The sequence below is a fragment of the Bacillus sp. NTK074B genome, assembly GCF_017303375.1.
Classification (GTDB): domain Bacteria; phylum Bacillota; class Bacilli; order Bacillales; family Bacillaceae_B; genus Rossellomorea.
Window position 1 is genome coordinate 144,674 of record NZ_JAFKOH010000007.1, and the last position, 17,329, is coordinate 162,002.

General features: G+C 43.6%; 21 protein-coding genes and 2 riboswitches. Of the genes, 20 read left to right on the forward strand and 1 reads right to left on the reverse strand.

The genetic code is table 11. The annotated features are described in order from the left end of the window. The first annotated feature begins 12 nt into the window (after positions 1-12). From JI667_RS13550 to JI667_RS13645, 20 genes are all read left to right on the forward strand, one after another. Positions 13-762 (forward strand): SDR family NAD(P)-dependent oxidoreductase, encoded by a 750-nt coding sequence (locus JI667_RS13550; RefSeq protein WP_206855588.1) that lies wholly within the window; start codon positions 13-15, stop codon positions 760-762. 46 nt (positions 763-808) lie between these two features. Beyond that, positions 809-2,404: a long-chain fatty acid--CoA ligase gene (locus JI667_RS13555; protein WP_368077909.1), complete on the forward strand. Its 1,596-nt coding sequence runs from the start codon at positions 809-811 to the stop codon at positions 2,402-2,404. Between the two features lie 34 nt (positions 2,405-2,438). Beyond that, on the forward strand, positions 2,439-3,005 hold the full coding sequence (locus tag JI667_RS13560; protein ID WP_206855269.1) for a TetR/AcrR family transcriptional regulator: 567 nt from the start codon (positions 2,439-2,441) through the stop codon (positions 3,003-3,005). 78 nt (positions 3,006-3,083) lie between these two features. After that, the gene (locus JI667_RS13565) at positions 3,084-3,500 is read left to right on the forward strand and encodes an acyl-CoA thioesterase (protein ID WP_206855272.1); all 417 of its coding nucleotides are present in this window, start codon (positions 3,084-3,086) and stop codon (positions 3,498-3,500) included. A 17-nt stretch (positions 3,501-3,517) separates the two neighbouring features. Then, a complete protein-coding gene (locus JI667_RS13570) occupies positions 3,518-4,600 on the forward strand; it encodes a phosphotransferase family protein (RefSeq protein WP_206855275.1) in 1,083 nt (360 codons plus the stop codon). Positions 4,601-4,613: 13 nt separating this feature from the next. Beyond that, complete coding sequence (locus tag JI667_RS13575) at positions 4,614-5,387, forward strand: enoyl-CoA hydratase/isomerase family protein (RefSeq protein WP_414635240.1); 774 nt, start codon at positions 4,614-4,616, stop codon at positions 5,385-5,387. Between the two features lie 163 nt (positions 5,388-5,550). Next, positions 5,551-6,726, forward strand: coding sequence for an acyl-CoA dehydrogenase family protein (locus JI667_RS13580; RefSeq protein WP_206855307.1), 1,176 nt, complete (start codon positions 5,551-5,553; stop codon positions 6,724-6,726). 21 nt (positions 6,727-6,747) lie between these two features. Beyond that, positions 6,748-7,506, forward strand: coding sequence for a 3-oxoacyl-ACP reductase FabG (gene fabG / locus JI667_RS13585; protein WP_206855310.1), 759 nt, complete (start codon positions 6,748-6,750; stop codon positions 7,504-7,506). A 23-nt stretch (positions 7,507-7,529) separates the two neighbouring features. Next, the gene (locus tag JI667_RS13590) at positions 7,530-7,979 is read left to right on the forward strand and encodes a MaoC family dehydratase N-terminal domain-containing protein (RefSeq protein ID WP_206855313.1); all 450 of its coding nucleotides are present in this window, start codon (positions 7,530-7,532) and stop codon (positions 7,977-7,979) included. Then, positions 7,976-8,380, forward strand: a complete 405-nt coding sequence (locus JI667_RS13595) for a MaoC/PaaZ C-terminal domain-containing protein (RefSeq protein ID WP_206855316.1) — start codon at positions 7,976-7,978, stop codon at positions 8,378-8,380. The genes JI667_RS13590 and JI667_RS13595 overlap by 4 nt, the downstream gene beginning before the upstream one ends. A gap of 194 nt (positions 8,381-8,574) precedes the next feature. Next, positions 8,575-8,680, forward strand: a riboswitch (SAM riboswitch). A gap of 84 nt (positions 8,681-8,764) precedes the next feature. Further along, complete coding sequence (locus JI667_RS13600) at positions 8,765-8,920, forward strand: YezD family protein (protein ID WP_368077910.1); 156 nt, start codon at positions 8,765-8,767, stop codon at positions 8,918-8,920. Positions 8,921-9,022: 102 nt separating this feature from the next. After that, positions 9,023-9,733 carry a phosphoadenylyl-sulfate reductase gene (locus JI667_RS13605; protein WP_206855318.1) on the forward strand — a complete coding sequence of 237 codons (711 nt, stop codon included), beginning with the start codon at positions 9,023-9,025 and terminating at the stop codon, positions 9,731-9,733. 45 nt (positions 9,734-9,778) lie between these two features. Continuing rightward, positions 9,779-10,801, forward strand: a complete 1,023-nt coding sequence (locus tag JI667_RS13610) for an inorganic phosphate transporter (RefSeq protein ID WP_206855594.1) — start codon at positions 9,779-9,781, stop codon at positions 10,799-10,801. Between the two features lie 43 nt (positions 10,802-10,844). After that, complete coding sequence (gene sat / locus JI667_RS13615) at positions 10,845-11,990, forward strand: sulfate adenylyltransferase (RefSeq protein WP_206855332.1); 1,146 nt, start codon at positions 10,845-10,847, stop codon at positions 11,988-11,990. Between the two features lie 13 nt (positions 11,991-12,003). Then, positions 12,004-12,606, forward strand: coding sequence for an adenylyl-sulfate kinase (gene cysC, locus JI667_RS13620; protein WP_206855335.1), 603 nt, complete (start codon positions 12,004-12,006; stop codon positions 12,604-12,606). Between the two features lie 12 nt (positions 12,607-12,618). Continuing rightward, complete coding sequence (locus JI667_RS13625; protein WP_206855338.1) at positions 12,619-14,229, forward strand: nitrite/sulfite reductase; 1,611 nt, start codon at positions 12,619-12,621, stop codon at positions 14,227-14,229. Between the two features lie 14 nt (positions 14,230-14,243). Further along, entirely contained in the window at positions 14,244-14,468 is a 225-nt protein-coding gene (locus JI667_RS13630) for a DUF3906 family protein (protein ID WP_098354550.1), read from the forward strand. A gap of 11 nt (positions 14,469-14,479) precedes the next feature. After that, the gene (gene cobA / locus JI667_RS13635) at positions 14,480-15,244 is read left to right on the forward strand and encodes a uroporphyrinogen-III C-methyltransferase (protein WP_206855341.1); all 765 of its coding nucleotides are present in this window, start codon (positions 14,480-14,482) and stop codon (positions 15,242-15,244) included. Continuing rightward, on the forward strand, positions 15,245-16,000 hold the full coding sequence (locus JI667_RS13640; protein ID WP_206855343.1) for a sirohydrochlorin chelatase: 756 nt from the start codon (positions 15,245-15,247) through the stop codon (positions 15,998-16,000). Continuing rightward, entirely contained in the window at positions 15,981-16,550 is a 570-nt protein-coding gene (locus JI667_RS13645) for a precorrin-2 dehydrogenase/sirohydrochlorin ferrochelatase family protein (RefSeq protein WP_206855345.1), read from the forward strand. Before JI667_RS13640 ends, JI667_RS13645 begins: the two co-directional genes overlap by 20 nt. A 100-nt stretch (positions 16,551-16,650) precedes the next feature. Here JI667_RS13645 and JI667_RS13650 read toward each other — a convergent pair whose 3' ends face one another. Next, positions 16,651-16,899: a hypothetical protein gene (locus tag JI667_RS13650; protein WP_206855347.1), complete on the reverse strand. Its 249-nt coding sequence runs from the start codon at positions 16,897-16,899 to the stop codon at positions 16,651-16,653. A 219-nt stretch (positions 16,900-17,118) separates the two neighbouring features. Next, positions 17,119-17,220: riboswitch (purine riboswitch) on the forward strand. Positions 17,221-17,329 lie beyond the last annotated feature (109 nt).

Sequence of the window (17,329 nt, forward strand, 5' to 3'; positions counted from 1 at the left end):
GAGTGAGTGATGATGAGATTATCGGGAAAGGTTTCGATCATAACCGGGGCGGGAGGTGGAATAGGACGTGCAACCGCTCTGAGATTTTCCGAAGAAGGGGCGTCCGTAGTAGTAGCAGATCTGAATGAATCGAGAGGGGAGGAAACGGTAAGACTCATCAGGGAAAAGAATGGTCATGCCATTTATGTAAGGACCAATGTGAAGGACAGTGCAAGCATTCAAGAGCTCGTACATAAAACGGTCGAGCATTTCGGAAGTCTGGAAATCCTTGTGAATAATGCCGGAATCGGGCAGTCGGAAGTCAGGAGTATCGATTTAGAAGAAACAGAATGGAATGATGTCCTTGATACCAACTTAAAGAGCATATTCCTTGGCATGAAATATAGCGTACCGGAACTGATGAAAAAAGGCGGGGTCATCGTGAACGTTTCGAGCCTACTGGGTTTGAAGGGAAGAAAATACGTAGCAGCCTATAATGCGTCAAAAGGCGGAGTGGTGTTGTTGACGCAAAATGCCGCATTGGAGTACGGAAAAGATCGTATACGGGTAAATGCTGTAGCTCCTGGTGTCATCGATACAAACATCATTGAGGGGTGGAAACAGGATGAAAGGAAATGGTCGGTGATTTCTCAATCTAATGCCCTTAAGAGAATTGGAAACCCGGATGAAGTGGCATCTGCGATTTTGTTCCTGGCATCGGATGAAGCCTCCTTTATTACCGGAGCCACATTATCGGTAGATGGTGGTGGATTGATCTATTAGGAACATGCTGTGTCATCTGAATAATCAAAACGGAAGGAATGATTTTGTGACAACTAAATCCTGGCACGTTCATTATCCTGAATCGTTCGACACTGATATTCCAGCAATTGATTTCTCAATACCTGATATGCTTCAGCAAACGGCTTCCAGGTACCCCAAGCATCCTTGTTTAAGCTTCTATCAAAAGCGCATGACGTATGATGAAATTCAAGGTGCTGTTACATTGTTTGCGTCTTCACTCATGCATCTAGGGACGGAAAAAGGAGACCGGATCGCCATTATGCTCCCTAACTGCCCCCAATATGTCATTTCGTATTATGGAATCCTTACGGCAGGCGGGATTGTCACACAAGTGAATCCGATGTCTGTTGAGAGGGAACTCATTCATTTATTAAATGACTCAGGAGCGGAAACAATCGTTGTATTAGACCGCTTTTATCCCATTATTAAATCCATTCAAAAAGAAACAAAGGTGAATACAATCATCGTTGTCAGCTTCCAAGGGGAGAATCCTGTGTCTGACTATACGTTTGATGAGTTTTTAAAGGTTGGAGACGGAGGGGCTTCTCCCATTTCCATAAAGCCGGAAGATGTGGCCGTCCTTCAATACACAGGTGGAACAACCGGCGTGTCAAAGGGTGTGATGCTTACACATAGCAATATCCTTTCAAACGTTATGCAAAGTCAGCTCTTTTTTAAAGACAGCATTCAAACAGGGAAAGAAAGAAGTTTGAGTGTGATACCCTTCTTTCATGTATTCGGAATGAATTCATGCATGAATCTTTCCATCTATTCTGCAAATGAAATGATCCTGCTGCCACGGTTTGAGCTCTCAGAAGTATTATTAACCATTAAAAGGGAGAAACCCACTTTGTTTCCTGGAGTGCCGACCATGTATGTAGCGATTACGAATCACCCATCTGCTGAAGAGTATGGAATCCGTTCGATCAAGCTTTGTAACAGCGGTAGTGCCCCTATGCCTGTTGAGCTATTAAATCAGTTCGAGAAGAAAACAGGGGCAAAGATATTGGAAGGGTATGGTTTATCCGAAGCCTCCCCGACGACCCATTGTAATCCCGCCTTCGCAGAAAGAAAGCCTGGAACCGTCGGAATCGGCCTCCCGTCTACCGATTATAAGGTAGTCGATTTGGCCACTGGTACAAAGGAAGTTCCAGTGGGAGAAATCGGCGAACTGATCATCAAAGGTCCCCAAGTCATGAAAGGCTATTGGAATTTACCTGAAGAAACCTCCAATGCTTTGCGTGAAGGTTGGCTTTATACAGGAGACATTGCCCGTATGGATGATGAAGGGTATGTATCGATCGTGGATCGAAAGAAAGATATGATCATTGCTTCAGGATATAACGTGTATCCCCGGGAAGTGGAAGAAGTCATCTATGAACATCCGTGCGTACAGGAAGCGGTCGTGATCGGGGTCCCTGACTCATATCGGGGAGAAACCGTGAAAGCCGTAATTGTGTTAAAGGCAGGGGAAAAGGTGTCAGAACAAGAGTTGATCAGGTTCTGTCAGGAGAATATGTCTTCATTCAAAGTCCCAAGGATCATCGAATTCCGGGATGAACTTCCAAAGACGAGTGTAGGTAAGATATTGAGAAGGGCCCTCCGGGAAAATATGATATAATTCAGGTGATAATTGCAGATTGAGGAGACTTCAAATGAGAGAAAAAATGACAGAACAAGCAGTGCGGTTATTTGATCAAAAAGGCTTTACCGTCACTTCCATACAGGATATCGTCGAATCCATCGGGGTGACAAAAGGAACATTTTACTATTATTTTTCCAGTAAAGAAGAGCTCTTAAAGGAAATTCATATGAGATATATAGACGGCTTATTGTCCAAGCAGGAAAGAATATTGGAAGATGACAGCAAATCTTTCCGTGAGAAACTATTTGACATCATTCATCTTTCCATCCTGGACATCAAAGAACAGGGAGCCAGTGCCAAAGTGTTTTTTAGGGAAATGAGACACTTAAGCCATGAAAGCCTGGACCAAATCGAACCAAAACGGGATATGTACCGCTACCATATTGAAAAGCTCTTGAAAGAAGGAAGAAAATCCGGGGATTTCCGGAACGACTTTGACGTTTCCGTAGTCGCCTTCGGTATACTCGGCATGATGAACTGGAGCTATCAATGGTATAAGCCGGGTGGGGCGAAAACGGATAAAGAAATAGCAGGTACGTTTGTCGATATGGTCTTAAAAGGGATTGAAACAGAGTAGAGGGGAAATCAGTTTCAGCATTTCCTCTCCCTCTAACATACCGACTGGTTAGTATTTTACTTGAAAGAAGGCGGATATATGGAGACCATTACCGTAACGAGTAGGTTCTGCGAAACAGATGCCCTGGGGCATATAAACAATACCACCTATTTTGTCTATTTAGAGGAAGCTCGAATTAAATTCTTTCAAACAATCGGATTCGACATGGACGTGAAGGATTGGCGGTTTATTTTAGCTTCCACCAAATGTGACTTCGTATCACAGGGTTATTTCAATCAAGAACTGGAGATCACCACCTATATTTCCAGGATCGGATCAAAAAGCTTTCAGTTAGAGCATGATATCCTGTGCGCGAATACTCACCAATTGATTGCAAGAGGAAACGCGGTCATTGTTTACTTTGATTTTCAGGAACAACGAAGTAAAGCGATCACTGAACTGTTAAAAACCCAGTTAAACACTCATTTTCGTTCTGAGAAAACTGAATATTCTTGAAAAAAGGAGGGGGTAAAATGAGGGAACGGGTGGAATATGAAACGGTTTCAGTCAGAAAAGGGGAAGAATTAAATGAAAGTAAATTAAAGAGCTTCCTGGTAGAGCACTTTCCTGATCTGCAACAAGAAGAGTTGAGCATTAAACAGTTTGCTGCCGGTCATTCAAATTTAACGTATCTGCTCTCAATGGGAAAATGGCAAGGGGTTTTGAGGCGTCCACCTTTAGGACCCGTCGCACCGAAGGCACATGATATGAAAAGGGAGTTCAGGATCCTTTCAGAGATCCATCCTTTATTCGACGTTACACCAAAACCATATGTATTCTCTGAAGATGAAGGGATAGTCGGAAGCCCATTCTTCATCATGGAACGAAAAAAGGGGGAAGTCTTTGATACATCCTTTCCCCCGCATCTAGATGTGGCACCTGAGGTATGCAGGAGGATCTCAAAAGAAATGGTTACAAAATTGGTCGAGCTTCATTCCATTGATCATACCAAAACATCACTTCACGAAATTAGTAGACCCGAACACTTTATGGAGAGACAGGTTCACGGGTGGATCAATCGTTATGAACGTGCCAAGACAAGTGAGATTCGTGAAGTGGGTCATCTGACACAGTGGTTAATCGAAAATGTTCCGGAAAATGCTGAGTCGACGATCATTCATTATGATTATAAATTAAACAATAGTATGTTTTCTGAGGACCTGTCATCCATGGTGGGATTATTTGATTGGGAGATGGCAACCGTCGGAGACCCCCTTGCAGATTTGGGTGTCGCCATGGGGTATTGGATACAGCAAGATGATCCCGACTTGTTAAAAAACGGCCTGGGGAAGCCTCCTGTGACAATCATGGACGGTTTTTATAGCAGAAGACAATTTATTGAAGAATATGCCATCAAAAGCGGCCGGGACGTGAACCATATTCATTTCTATTTGTCTTTTGCCTACTTTAAGCTCGCGGTTATCGTACAGCAAATTTATTACCGTTTTAAGATGGGGCAGACAAGTGACGCCCGCTTTTCTGGATTCGATCGGTTTGCACAATCACTAATTACCCTGGGGAATCAGGCAGCATTTGATTTCAGGGAACAAATATAAGGGGATGAATACGATGCAATCACTATTAGTCGAAAAGAATGACCGGGTGTTGAATGTAACCTTAAATCGACCAGACAGCTTAAACTCATTTGATGAGAACATGCTTACTGGATTGATTGAAGCGTTAGAAGAAGCTGGAGGGAATCAGGAGATCAGGGCGATCGTGATACGCGGTGCAGGAAGGTCTTTCTCTGCCGGTGGCGACGTGAAAACGATGGGAAGTGCGACATCAGCTCAAGTCTATGAACATATCGGAATACTGAATTCATGTATAAAAGCCATCAAAACAATAGAAAAGCCGGTCATTGCCGCCGTCCATGGTTTCGCCGCGGGAGCTGGATTTAATTTAGCATTGGCCAGTGATTTAATCATTGCTTCTGAGAATAGTCAATTTGCACTGAGCTTTTCTAAAGTAGGGCTCATTTCAGATGGAGGGGGTTCTTATTTTCTCCCACGGTTGATCGGTCCTCATCTTGCAAAGGAGTTCTTTTTTACAGGAGAACCTGTGTCTGCCCGGAGGATGTATGAATTAGGTGTGATTAATAGGCTGGTACCGGCTGATAGTCTAGAGGAAAAAACAAATGAGTTGGCTTCTGCGTTAGCTACGGGTCCAAGCAAAGCCTACGGAATGATGAAAAAAATGATTGATCGTTCATTCACCACTACCCTGGATGAAATCCTGGAACAGGAAAGAATCACTCAAACTCTGATGATTACAACGGAAGATCATGCAGAAGGAGTTTCAGCGTTTAAAGAAAAAAGAACCCCGTCTTTTTCAGGAAATTAGGAGGAGTATTGATGAAAGCGGTCCAATTTTCATGTAAAGGTCACAGAGGGGAATGTATTTCCATTGGATAAAGCGAATAAGGTTCATTCCCTCATGCAGGGAAGATAACCAGTGGGAAAAGTGATTCTGCAGAAATAATTTCATAAAAAAAGGGGGAAGTAAGATGAACTTACGCTTATCAGACGAACAAAGGATGATCCAGAAGACCATCCGCCGATTTGTAGAGAAAGAATTGATCCCTTTAGAAAATGAAGTCCTCCGTAATGAACGGGAAGGAAAGCCGAGCCTCTCTCCAGAAAAAAGGAAAGAGCTGCAAATAAAGGCGAAGGATGCCGGATTCTGGGGCATCAATACTCCGGAGGAATACGGAGGGGCAGATCTCGGTCAAATGATGATGGCGATTGTCTATATGGAAATCTCAAAGACCTTTGTCCCATTCTCCTTTGGTGGATATGCCGATAACATACTTTATTACGCCAACGAGGAACAGAAGAAAAACTACTTGATCCCCACTATTAATGGAGAAAAGAAATCGTGTTTTGCCATGACGGAACCCGGAGCGGGATCTGATACCCGTAATATCCGGACCACAGCCGTGAAAGACGGAAACGAATGGATCTTAAATGGTGAGAAAACGTTCATTACGGGTGGAAACGAAGCCGATTTTGTCATGGTCATGGCCGTCACGGATAAAGAAAAACATCGTCGTACCGGGAGAGATGGTGTCACCTGCTTCATTGCCGATCGAAGTATGGGCTGGAAATCCGAATATATCCATACGATGGGTGAATGGGGGCCGGCGAGCCTTATTTTTGACGATGTTAGGGTTCCTGAAGAGAACATCCTTGGTGAGATCGATGGCGGCTACAATCTGGGATTGGAATGGATCGGATTTGCCCGTTGGATCGTAGGTGCCCAGGCGGTCGGAGCATCAGAACGCCTTCTTCAAATGGCCATCGACTATTCGAAAGAAAGGGAGACCTTTGGAAAACCCATTGCGGACAGGCAGGCGATTCAATGGCAGATTGCCGACTCTGCCGTGGAAATTGAAGCGGCACGCTGGCTCGTGTTAAATGCAGCCTATACCCTTGATCAGGGAGAAGACAATCGCCATGTTGCATCCATGGCAAAACTCTATGGTTCCAATATGGGAAATCGGGTGGTCGACCGTGTTCTGCAAATTCACGGGGGAATGGGCTACACAAGAGAGCTTCCCATCGAACGCTGGTATCGTGAAGCAAGATTATGGCGCATTTATGATGGAACCGATGAAATTCAAAAGCTGATCATCTCCAGAAACCTATTGAAGGGGCATGTGAAACTGGGGCAGTTTGTATAATTTTACAAGGAGGCAAAAGGAATGGGAGAACGATTCAGAGGAAAAGTGGCAATGGTGACAGGTGGAAGTAGAGGGATCGGCAGAGCGATCGCGGGGCTCTTGGCTGAAGAAGGAGCAAAGGTGGCCATCATCGACGTGAACGAAGAGGCGTTGAATGGAGCAGCCGAGGAATTAAAGCAGTATGAATTGTATACAAAAGTAGCTAATGTCGTAGAATCACAGGAAGTTGAAAATGCGATGAAGGAAGTGTATGAATCTTTTGGCTCCCTGGACATTGTCGTTAATAATGCAGGGGTCATCAGGGATAATCTGTTGTTTAAAATGACCGAGACTGATTGGCAGACCGTCATGGATGTGCATTTGAAGGGTTCATTTAATGTAGCGAAGGCAGCACAGAAGTATATGGTGAAACAAAAATATGGCCGCATCATCAATATTTCTTCCACCTCTGCACTCGGAAACCGGGGACAGGCAAACTACGCAACAGCAAAAGCGGGTCTTCAAGGGCTTACGAAAACCCTTGCCATTGAGCTCGGACCATTTGGAATCACGACCAATGCGGTAGCACCCGGATTCATCGAAACCGAGATGACGAAAGAGACGGCGAAACGAATCGGAATCACATTCGAGCAATTGGTAGAGGCGAGCCTGCAGGAAATCCCTGTGGGAAGAAGCGGACTGCCTGAAGATATTGCGAACGCAGTGGCCTTTTTTGCAGATGAAAAGTCATCTTTTGTCAATGGACAGGTCCTTTATGTTGCAGGGGGCCCGAAAGATTAAAAGAGGAGAAAGAGGTGGAGAATATGTTTCAATCATACATTGGGAAACGTTCGACTCCTGTCAACAATACTGTGGAAAAAGGAGCCGTGAAGAAGTTTGCTGAAGCCATAGGCGACCCCCATCCCATATATGTGGAGGAGGATGCAGGGAGACGCTCGAGATATGGAGGGAACATCGCTCCTCCCACTTTTCCGAGAGTGTTTGACTATGGCACTGTCAAAGGTTTTCATTTACCCAACGTGGGATTGATTCACGGTGAACAGTCCTTTCATTTCGAAAGACCATTGAAGGTTGGCGAAAGCATACAATGTTACACGGAAATCAAAGACTATTATGAACGAAACAGTTCAAGCGGGACACTGGGATTTCTTGTCATAGAAGATGTGGGTGAAGAGGCGGGTGGGGAAAGGATTTTCTCCTCCCAAGCGATTGTCATCATTACAGAAGCAGTCAGAAAGAGGTTGAATCAATGACAACACTACAATCCGTTCAGATTGGCGAATCACTACCCCTGGTTGAATTGGCTCCGGTATCGAGAATCGATCTGATCAAATACGCAGGTGCTTCCGGGGATTATAATCCCATTCATACTATAGATGATGAAGCCCTGAAGCTTGGCCTGCCAGGAATCATCGCTCATGGCATGTGGACGATGGGCAATGTATCAAAACTCTTCTGTCCCTATTATGAAGAAGGTTTTATCCAGGATTACTCTGTACGTTTTAAAGGGATGGTCATGCTGAATGATGTGATTACATTACGGGCAGAAATGCTGGATAGACAGGATAACCTTCTCCACTTTAATGTCTCGGCAATCAATCAAGCAGAAAAAACAGTGATTGAAGGGAAAGTCGTCTTCCAGTTGATTTCTTAGTTTGGGAGAAAGAGAGTTACAGATAAGTGAAACAGGGATATCTGAAAATATTGTCTTAAATTCCATTGGGATTGAATAGACATAAAGAGAATGGATGTTTCCATAAAATAAGTCAAAAGACATAAATCCGATCGAAAAAGTCGGGTTGACTTCTTTCGGGAATGTGATATTATTTAGAATATTAAAATTAATAACTCTTATCCAGAGTGGTGGAGGGATCTGGCCCTGTGAAGCCCAGCAACCTACGTATTGTAAGGTGCTAATTCCAGCAAAATGTTTATCCATTTTGGAAGATAAGGTATCCTTACCTGAACAACTTTCCAAAATGGAAGGTTGTTTTTTCTTTTTGAATGAACTGGATAAGACGAAAATTGGGGGAATCGTGTGACAAGAGAAAAAGGTCAACAGGCACAGTTTGATATAGTGGCAGAGAAAATCCAGTCCATGCTTGCATCCATGAATTACGGTTCGATCACCATTGTCGTCCAAGACGGCAAAGTCATTCAATTAGAGAAAAATGAAAAAGTACGAATAAAATAAGCTGACTAGACAAACTAGAGGCGCATAACACAGATAAGGGGTATCCCTTGATCTTGTTAGCGCCTTTTTTCTTTGGATAAGCATCTGGGAAAGGAGTGTACTATGTTAACGTATCGGACTTGGAAAAAGCCAAGCTTGGAATTTGAAGTGGATCCGGTCTACAAAGGCGCGTTGAATGTTTTGAAATGGACATATGATCATTATGGTAACCAAGTTGTATATGCTTGCAGCTTTGGGATTGAAGGCATTGTGCTCATCGATCTCATATCCAAGATACAGCCTCAGGCAACCATTGTATTCCTTGATACAGAGGTTCATTTCAAGGAAACGTACGAAATCATCGAGAAAGTGAAGGAGATTTATCCCGGTTTGACCATTCAAATGAAAAAACCCCAGTTGACCCTCGAGGAGCAGGCTGAAGCATATGAGGATAAATTATGGGAAACCAAACCGAACCTATGCTGTCAAATACGGAAGCTGGACCCGTTAAAAGAAACCTTATCCAAGGGTCATGCATGGATATCGGGATTAAGGAGGGAACAATCCCCAACAAGGAGACATATTGAATTCATTAATAAGGATGAAAAGTTTCAATCGGTCAAAATTTGTCCGTTGATTCACTGGACCTGGAAGGAGATCTGGCGGTATGCCCATAAACATAATCTCTCCTATAACATCCTTCATGATCAGGGATATCCGAGTATAGGCTGCTTTCACTGCACCACACCTGCCATCGATATCAATGATCTTCGCTCCGGAAGATGGAAAGGAAAAGGGAAGACAGAATGCGGCCTGCATGGAGACGGGGGATAAGCTTTGCTTGAAATCTCTGCCCTTCTCATCAGCTTGTTCTTCGCCATGAACATTGGTGCCAGTGGAGCGGCAGCATCAATGGGGGTTGCATATGGAGCGGGAGCGATCAGGAATATCAGGACTGCTTTGTGGATTTGTGCTGCAGGTGTTTTGAGCGGTGCGGTTCTCGGTGGTGGAGAGGTTGTCAAGACAATCAGTTCAGGGATCATCCCGCAAAATCTATTGTCGATCAAAATTGTACTCATTATTTTGTTATCTGCGACGATTTCACTATTTCTGGCGAATGTGATCGGGATTCCCCTGTCTACGAGTGAGGTAACGGTGGGAGCAGTGGTAGGAGTCGGGGTAGCCTATCAGGTTCTGTATGTAAAATCACTTATTACGATCATGTCTTTCTGGGTTATCGTCCCTGTTATCGCCTTTTTCGTGACCTGGCTTGCCGGATTAGGTTTAGTCCAGCTTGGAAAGCGGGGATACCATTTTGATAAACAGTGGCTTGCTTATCTGTTGATCATCGCTGGATTCTTTGAAGCTTTCTCAGCAGGGATGAATAATGTTGCCAATGCCGTTGGTCCTTTGGTGGGGGCAGAGCTGATCTCTCCTTCACGTGGAATTTTGATTGGTGGTGCATTTGTTGCACTCGGAGCTGTCTTACTGGGAAAGAAAGTAGTCGAAACAAACGGTAAGAAGATTACGCAATACTCAAAGGCAGAAGGAATTGTCATTTCCTCAACAGGGGCTTTCCTCGTCATCTTGAGCTCACTGTATGGATTGCCAATCCCTCTTACACAGGTTACGTCCTCATCCATTATAGGCTTAGGCGTAGCTAAAAACGGGAAGCACATGCTGCAAAAGAAAATCGTCAAAAAAATCGTCAAAATCTGGGTGGTTTCTCCATTGATTTCACTCAGTATTTCATACTTTTTGGTCAAATTGTTAATCGATAGTGATCTGTACTCAGTTGTCGTACCGATTAGCGTCATTATAGCTACAGTGGGAGCTCTGTCCCTGATGAGGGTCATTAACGAGGAAAGACGGTCTGTCCACGAAGATGGAGGGGGAATTTAACCTTAATTCCGATTATACAAATGTGTTAAGGAGGATATTTTACATGAGTTTACAGCCGCACGGAGGAGTACTAGTTCAAGCCTATTTACCTCAGGAATCCTATAAGGACATCCGACAAGAAATACCACTGGACGATATCGCGTTAAGTGATCTGGAACTCATTGCAATCGGTGCTTACAGTCCCATAGAAGGATTCTTGACCAAAAGGGATTATCAGACCGTGGTGGAATCATTACGGCTTGAGAGCGGATGTGTATGGAGCATTCCCATCACTCTGCCCATCGACAATGAGCAGGCTGGTTTTGTGCAGATAGGGAAAAGGAGCCGGCTTGTATATAAAGGAGAAACATACGGGATTATCGATGTGGAGGATATCTACGAACCTGACAAATATAAAGAAGCCCTTCTTGTCTATGGAACGACGGACGGGGAACATCCCGGAGTAAAGAAATTATTCCAGCGGGGTGATGTGTATGTCGGAGGAAAGATCACTCTAGTGAAGAGACTATCAAAACCTTTCAATGAGTATACATTCGATCCTGTTGAAACGCGTAAAAGATTTAAACAAAAGGGGTGGAAAACGATTGTCGGTTTCCAAACCAGAAACCCCGTACACAGGGCGCATGAATACATTCAGAAAACCGCTTTGGAAACGGTGGATGCCCTCTTCTTGAATCCGTTAGTGGGTGAAACGAAAGCAGATGATATTTCAGCGAAAATCCGGATGGAGAGCTATGAGGTGCTATTGCGGAACTATTACCCGAAAGACCGTGTGTTTCTCGGCGTCTTTCCTGCTGCTATGAGATATGCAGGGCCAAGGGAAGCCATTTTTCATGCATTAGTGCGAAAAAATTATGGTTGTACTCACTTCATTGTCGGTAGGGATCATGCAGGGGTTGGTGATTATTATGGAACCTATGATGCCCAAAAGATTTTTGATCAGTTTACGGAAGAAGAGATCGGAATTACCCCCCTTCGCTTTGAACATAGCTTTTATTGTGAGAAATGTGAAGGGATGGCGACGACGAAGACCTGTCCTCATGGAAAGGAATATCACGTCATCCTTTCAGGAACAAAGGTGAGAGGGATGCTGAGGAGCGGAGAAGTCCCCCCTTCAACCTTTAGTCGTCCAGAGGTGATTGAGGTATTAATCAACGGGCTGAAACAGGAATCAAAACACACGTCTTGAGGAGGAAGGTAGCTTGAGTGAAAAACAAGAAAACATCGTATGGCATGAAACAGCCATTACGAAACAGGATAGAAGGAAGCAAAATGGACACCAGAGTTTCATCCTATGGTTCACAGGTTTATCTGCTTCAGGCAAATCGACAGTAGCCAATGCCTTGGCTGCCTCCCTGTTCGAACAGGGGAAGCAGGTTTATGTTCTTGATGGTGACAATGTCCGACACGGATTAAATAAAGATCTAGGCTTCGATGAACAGGACAGAAGAGAGAACATCAGACGTATCGGAGAAGTGTCCAAACTTTTCATTGATAGCGGCCAAATCGTTCTCACTGCCTTTATCTCCCCTTACAGGGAGGATCGGAATCTGGTACGCACATTAGTCAGACCGGAAGAATTCATGGAAGTATATGTCCAATGTTCTATAGAAGAGTGTGAAAAGCGTGATCCAAAAGGGTTGTACAAAAAAGCCCGAAAACAGGAGATCACTCATTTCACGGGAATCAGTGCCCCCTATGAAGAACCAGAAAATCCGGAAATCGTTCTGGATACAGAAAAGAATTCCATTGAAGAATGTGTAGAAAGCCTTCTGTTCGAATTAAAGCAAAAACAATTGATATAAGGAGAGAAAATCATGGCGTATAGCAAATCATGGGAGTCAAATGAAAAATTGAACAAAACGGAAAAATGGAAACTGGAAAAAGACGGATTATCCATCTTTGATGATATTCCGTATTATGCCGAAAACGGATTCTCTTCCATCCCGAAAGAAGAATGGGATAAATTCAAGTGGGCTGGCCTTTATCTGCAAAGACCTAAGGAGGACGGCTACTTTATGATGAGGGTAAACGTTCCCTCTGGTATCTTGACCTATGATCAGGCAAGGGCACTTGCCTCCATCTGTAAAGAATATGGAAGGGATGTCTATGATATCACCACTCGTCAGGCCATCCAGTTTCACTGGTTGAAGATCGAACAGATTCCAGACATATTCAAACGATTGGAGGAAGTAGGACTGTCTTCTGCAGGGGCATGTGGGGATATTACCCGTAACATCGTCGGAAACCCTCTGGCTGGAATCGATCCTGATGAATTATTCGATACACGCAGCGTTGTGAAGGAGGTCTACGATTTCTTCCAGCATAACGAAGATTTTTCAAATTTACCGAGAAAGTATAAAGTCGCGATTTCCGCTAACATCAACAATGCATCAAATGCCGAAATCAACTGTGTTTCTTTTGTTCCTGCGAAAAAAAGGATAGATGGGAAAGAAGAAGCCGGATTTCATGTGAAAGTCGGAGGCGGGCTGTCTGCAAGACCGTTCCTGGCTAAAGAATTGGATGTATTCGTCCTTCCTCATCAAGTGAAGGACGTGACGGTTGCCCTTACGACCATATTCCGTGATTACGGTTATCGTGAGAAACGTCATTTAGCACGCTTGAAATTCCTGATGGCCGACTGGGGACCGGAGAAATTCAAGGAGAAATTACTGGAGTACGTAGAACTCCTTCCAGCCGGGTTAGATGCAGTACAGGGATGGAACGCAGGGTATTTCTACGGGGTTCACCCTCAGAAACAAGAGGGACTAAATTACGTTGGGCTGAATGTTCCAGTTGGCAGGCTGAACTCGGATGAAGTGTATGAGCTTGCGAGAATCTCCAAGAAATACGGGAACGGAGAACTCAGAAACTGCAACTCTCAGAATCTCATCATTCCAAATATCCCAGATGAGCATGTGGATGCTTTGCTTTCCGAGAAGATTTTTGATCGTATTTCAACGAGTCCCCTTTCTTTTATCGGATATTCCGTATCATGCACAGGGATCGAATATTGCAATCTGGCTCTTGTTGAGACGAAGGAGCGGATGAGACAAATTGCAAACGGGCTGGATCAGGAATTGACGCTGGACGTACCGGTTCGGATTCATATGGTTGGATGCCCAAACTCATGCGGACAGCGACAAATTGCAGACATTGGTCTCCAGGGTATCAAAATGAGAACGAAAGATAAAAAAATGATCGAAGCTTTTGAAATCTATGTAGGAGGAACCCTTCAAGACGGCGGGAAATTGAATGAAAAACTGAAAGGAAAAGTGGAAGCCTCCAACCTGACTGAGGTTGTGAAGCAATTATTGATTCATTTTAAACAAACCAAGGAACAGGGAGAAACCTTTTTTGACTACATCAACCGGGTCGGTACTTCTCCACTTCAGGAATCGCTGGATCAACTGCTTCAGGAAGCATAAGGAGGTCAAGAGAAATGAATTTGTATCGATTCGAAGTCACGGCACGTGATTTCGTCACAATTGTTGTAGTAGCGGCTGAATCAGATGAGAAAGCCTTCGATCTGGTGGAAATCGAACTTGAGAAGTACTTTTTGAAAAAGCCGGATGTCGTGGATATTTCTCTTTATGAAAAGCGTAGAATTCGGGGAAATGGAGCAGGCTTTGTTCTGCATGAACAGGAAACGATCATCAAATCGTAAGGAGGAAGACAATGGGTAAGGTATATTTAGTGGGAGCGGGTCCAGGAGATCCGGAACTGATTACGGTAAAAGCGTTGAAATCTATCCAAAAAGCAGACGTCATCCTATATGACCGCTTGGTGAATAAAGAACTTCTCTCCTACGCGAAGAAAGGGGCAGACTTGATCTACTGTGGAAAACTGCCAAACTATCATACGATGAAACAAGATACAATCAATCATTTTCTTGTTCGATACGCGTCAGGTGGAAAAGTAGTGGTGAGATTAAAGGGTGGCGATCCTTTCGTATTCGGTAGAGGAGGAGAAGAAGCGGAGGCGTGTGCGAAAAAAGGGATCCCATTTGAGATCGTCCCGGGTATCACTTCGGGGATAGCGGCCGCTGCCTACGCCGGCATCCCGGTCACTCACAGGGATGCAAGCTCCAGCGTTGCGTTTGTGACAGGTCATAAACAAAACAATCAACTCGAAGATGAGAAATGGGAAAGCCTGTCGAAAGGAATTGACACCCTTGCCATCTATATGGGGGTCAGCAATCTTCCTTATATCAAGGAAAAGCTTATACAATATGGAAAGTCCAAAGATACTCCTGTGGCCCTTGTTCACTGGGGAACGACAGAAGTACAAAAAACCGTTACAGGGACGCTGGACACGATCGTCGATATTGTTAAAAACGAGAACATTGAAAATCCAAGCATGATCATCGTTGGAGAAGTGGTACGGTATCGAGAGAAGATCCAATGGTTTGAACAGAAAATGCTTATGAGTGAGGCATTATAGATGAAGCATGCAGTCCTGTACGTTTGTCATGGCAGCCGGATTGAGAAAGCACGTGAAGAGGCGGTAAACTTTATCATGCGATGCCAGAAATACGTTGAAGCCGATATTCAGGAAATCAGCTTTCTGGAACTTGCATCCCCTTCCATTAAAGAAGGATTCGCTGTCTGTGTTGAAAGGGGAGCAACGCATATAACAGTCGTGCCACTTCTCCTTCTGACTGCCGTCCATGCCAAAAAAGATATCCCGGATGAAATTCATAAATGCAGGGATACCTATCCGGATATCCATGTGAATTACGGTCGCCCCATAGGTGTTCACGATAAAATGGTCGAAAGTGTCATTAAAAAGATTGAGGAAGCCATATCAATTGATTCATCTGCCGTTGCTATATTAATTGGAAGAGGGAGCTCTGATCCTGATGTCAGGAGAGATCTTGATACTATAGCGGCACTTGTCCATAGAAGAACCACGTTAGGAGACGTGAGAACTTGCTATTTAACAGCAGCTTCTCCAAGCTTTACTGAAACTTTGGAGTCTGTAAGGTATTCAGATAAAAACGTCATCTTCATCCCATATTTATTATTTACCGGGTTACTGATGAAAGGCATTGAAAAGGAAATAGGCAGAACGAAGAATGATCAAATCATTTTGGGAAATTATTTAGGATATGATCCACTTGTGGAAGAAGCCTTCCTGGACCGGATAAATGAATCACTAGGGGCTAAAGGAGAATGCTATGCTTCCTGTCATGATTGATGTGAAAGGGAAACAAATAACTATTGTGGGTGGAGGGAAAGTAGCATTTCGTAAGCTCTCTGTATTTTATGAGCAGGGAGCAAGGATTACCGTCATCAGTCCGGAGATCGTCGATGAGATCAAAGTACTATATGAAGAGAATAAGATTGTATGGATTAAGAGGGACGTGCGAAGGGCTGATGTAAGAAATGCGTTTATCGTCATCGCTGCAACGAATAAACGATCGGTGAACGAACAGGTGAAAGTATATTCCGAGGAAAACCAGCTCTTATGCGTTGTGGACGATGGGGATTGCGGAAATATGCAGATGGTGTCATTTAAGCAAAAAGGAAAATTAACGATCGCTGTTTCAACCGGTGGAGCCAGTCCATTCTTAGCAAAGAAGCTTACGAATGAATTCATCCAATTATTTGATGACACATATATAGAGAAACTTGCTATCATTTCTTCTGAAAGAAAAGAAATTAAGGCTTCAGATTTATCTGATGGGGAAAAAAGAGACCTTTTAAAAGAACTTTCTTCTAAACTGGATAGAGTTGAAAAGAAGTAAAGCATGGTGATGTATAGCTTACCATGCTTTACGATTTGAAACAGGCTACTCATGAAGAAGTATTTAAGTTCGTCATCTTGTCCTCTGTCATTTCACAAGATTATGATTGGCCTTCAACAAGGCTTTGATTTATTTTTTGCTGATTCAATTTGACAATCTCACTTAATCCTAAGAAAAACAAAGTTGTTCCCAGTGTGAAAAGATATATCAGCCAAATAACCGATGTTGTGTTCTCCATGCCAAAAATACCGGAATGGGCAACATCCAATTCCATTGCGGTAATACAACCGATGAAGAATACAAGCCATGCAAAGATCTTTAGACCTATGGCTACAGCATTTTGTTTCATCCTTTCCCCTCCCTGTTTACCAAAAATGTGTAAAAATGACTACATAATATGATTATCGTTCTGATCCTAAAGATATGACTCTTTTAACAGGATGAACAAGAGAAAATAATAAGAGCATTTAAGAGTTGGATAAATTACGAACGTTAAATGAAATAATGGTCTAAATGTTAGGAAATGAGCCTTTACAAATTACCGGGTTGCCGGTATACTATCCAATATCAAATCAATATTCGTTTCACTCATATAATAGCGGGGATATGGCCTGCAAGTTTCTACCGGATTACCTTAAATGATCCGACTATGGGTGAGCAGTGATAGATGCGTCTTTCATGGACGCTCTTTGCCTAACCCAAAGGTCATTGTCTCACTCAATAAGTGAGTACAATATCCTTTGGGTTTTTTTAATCTACAAAAGGTAAGGGAGCGATTT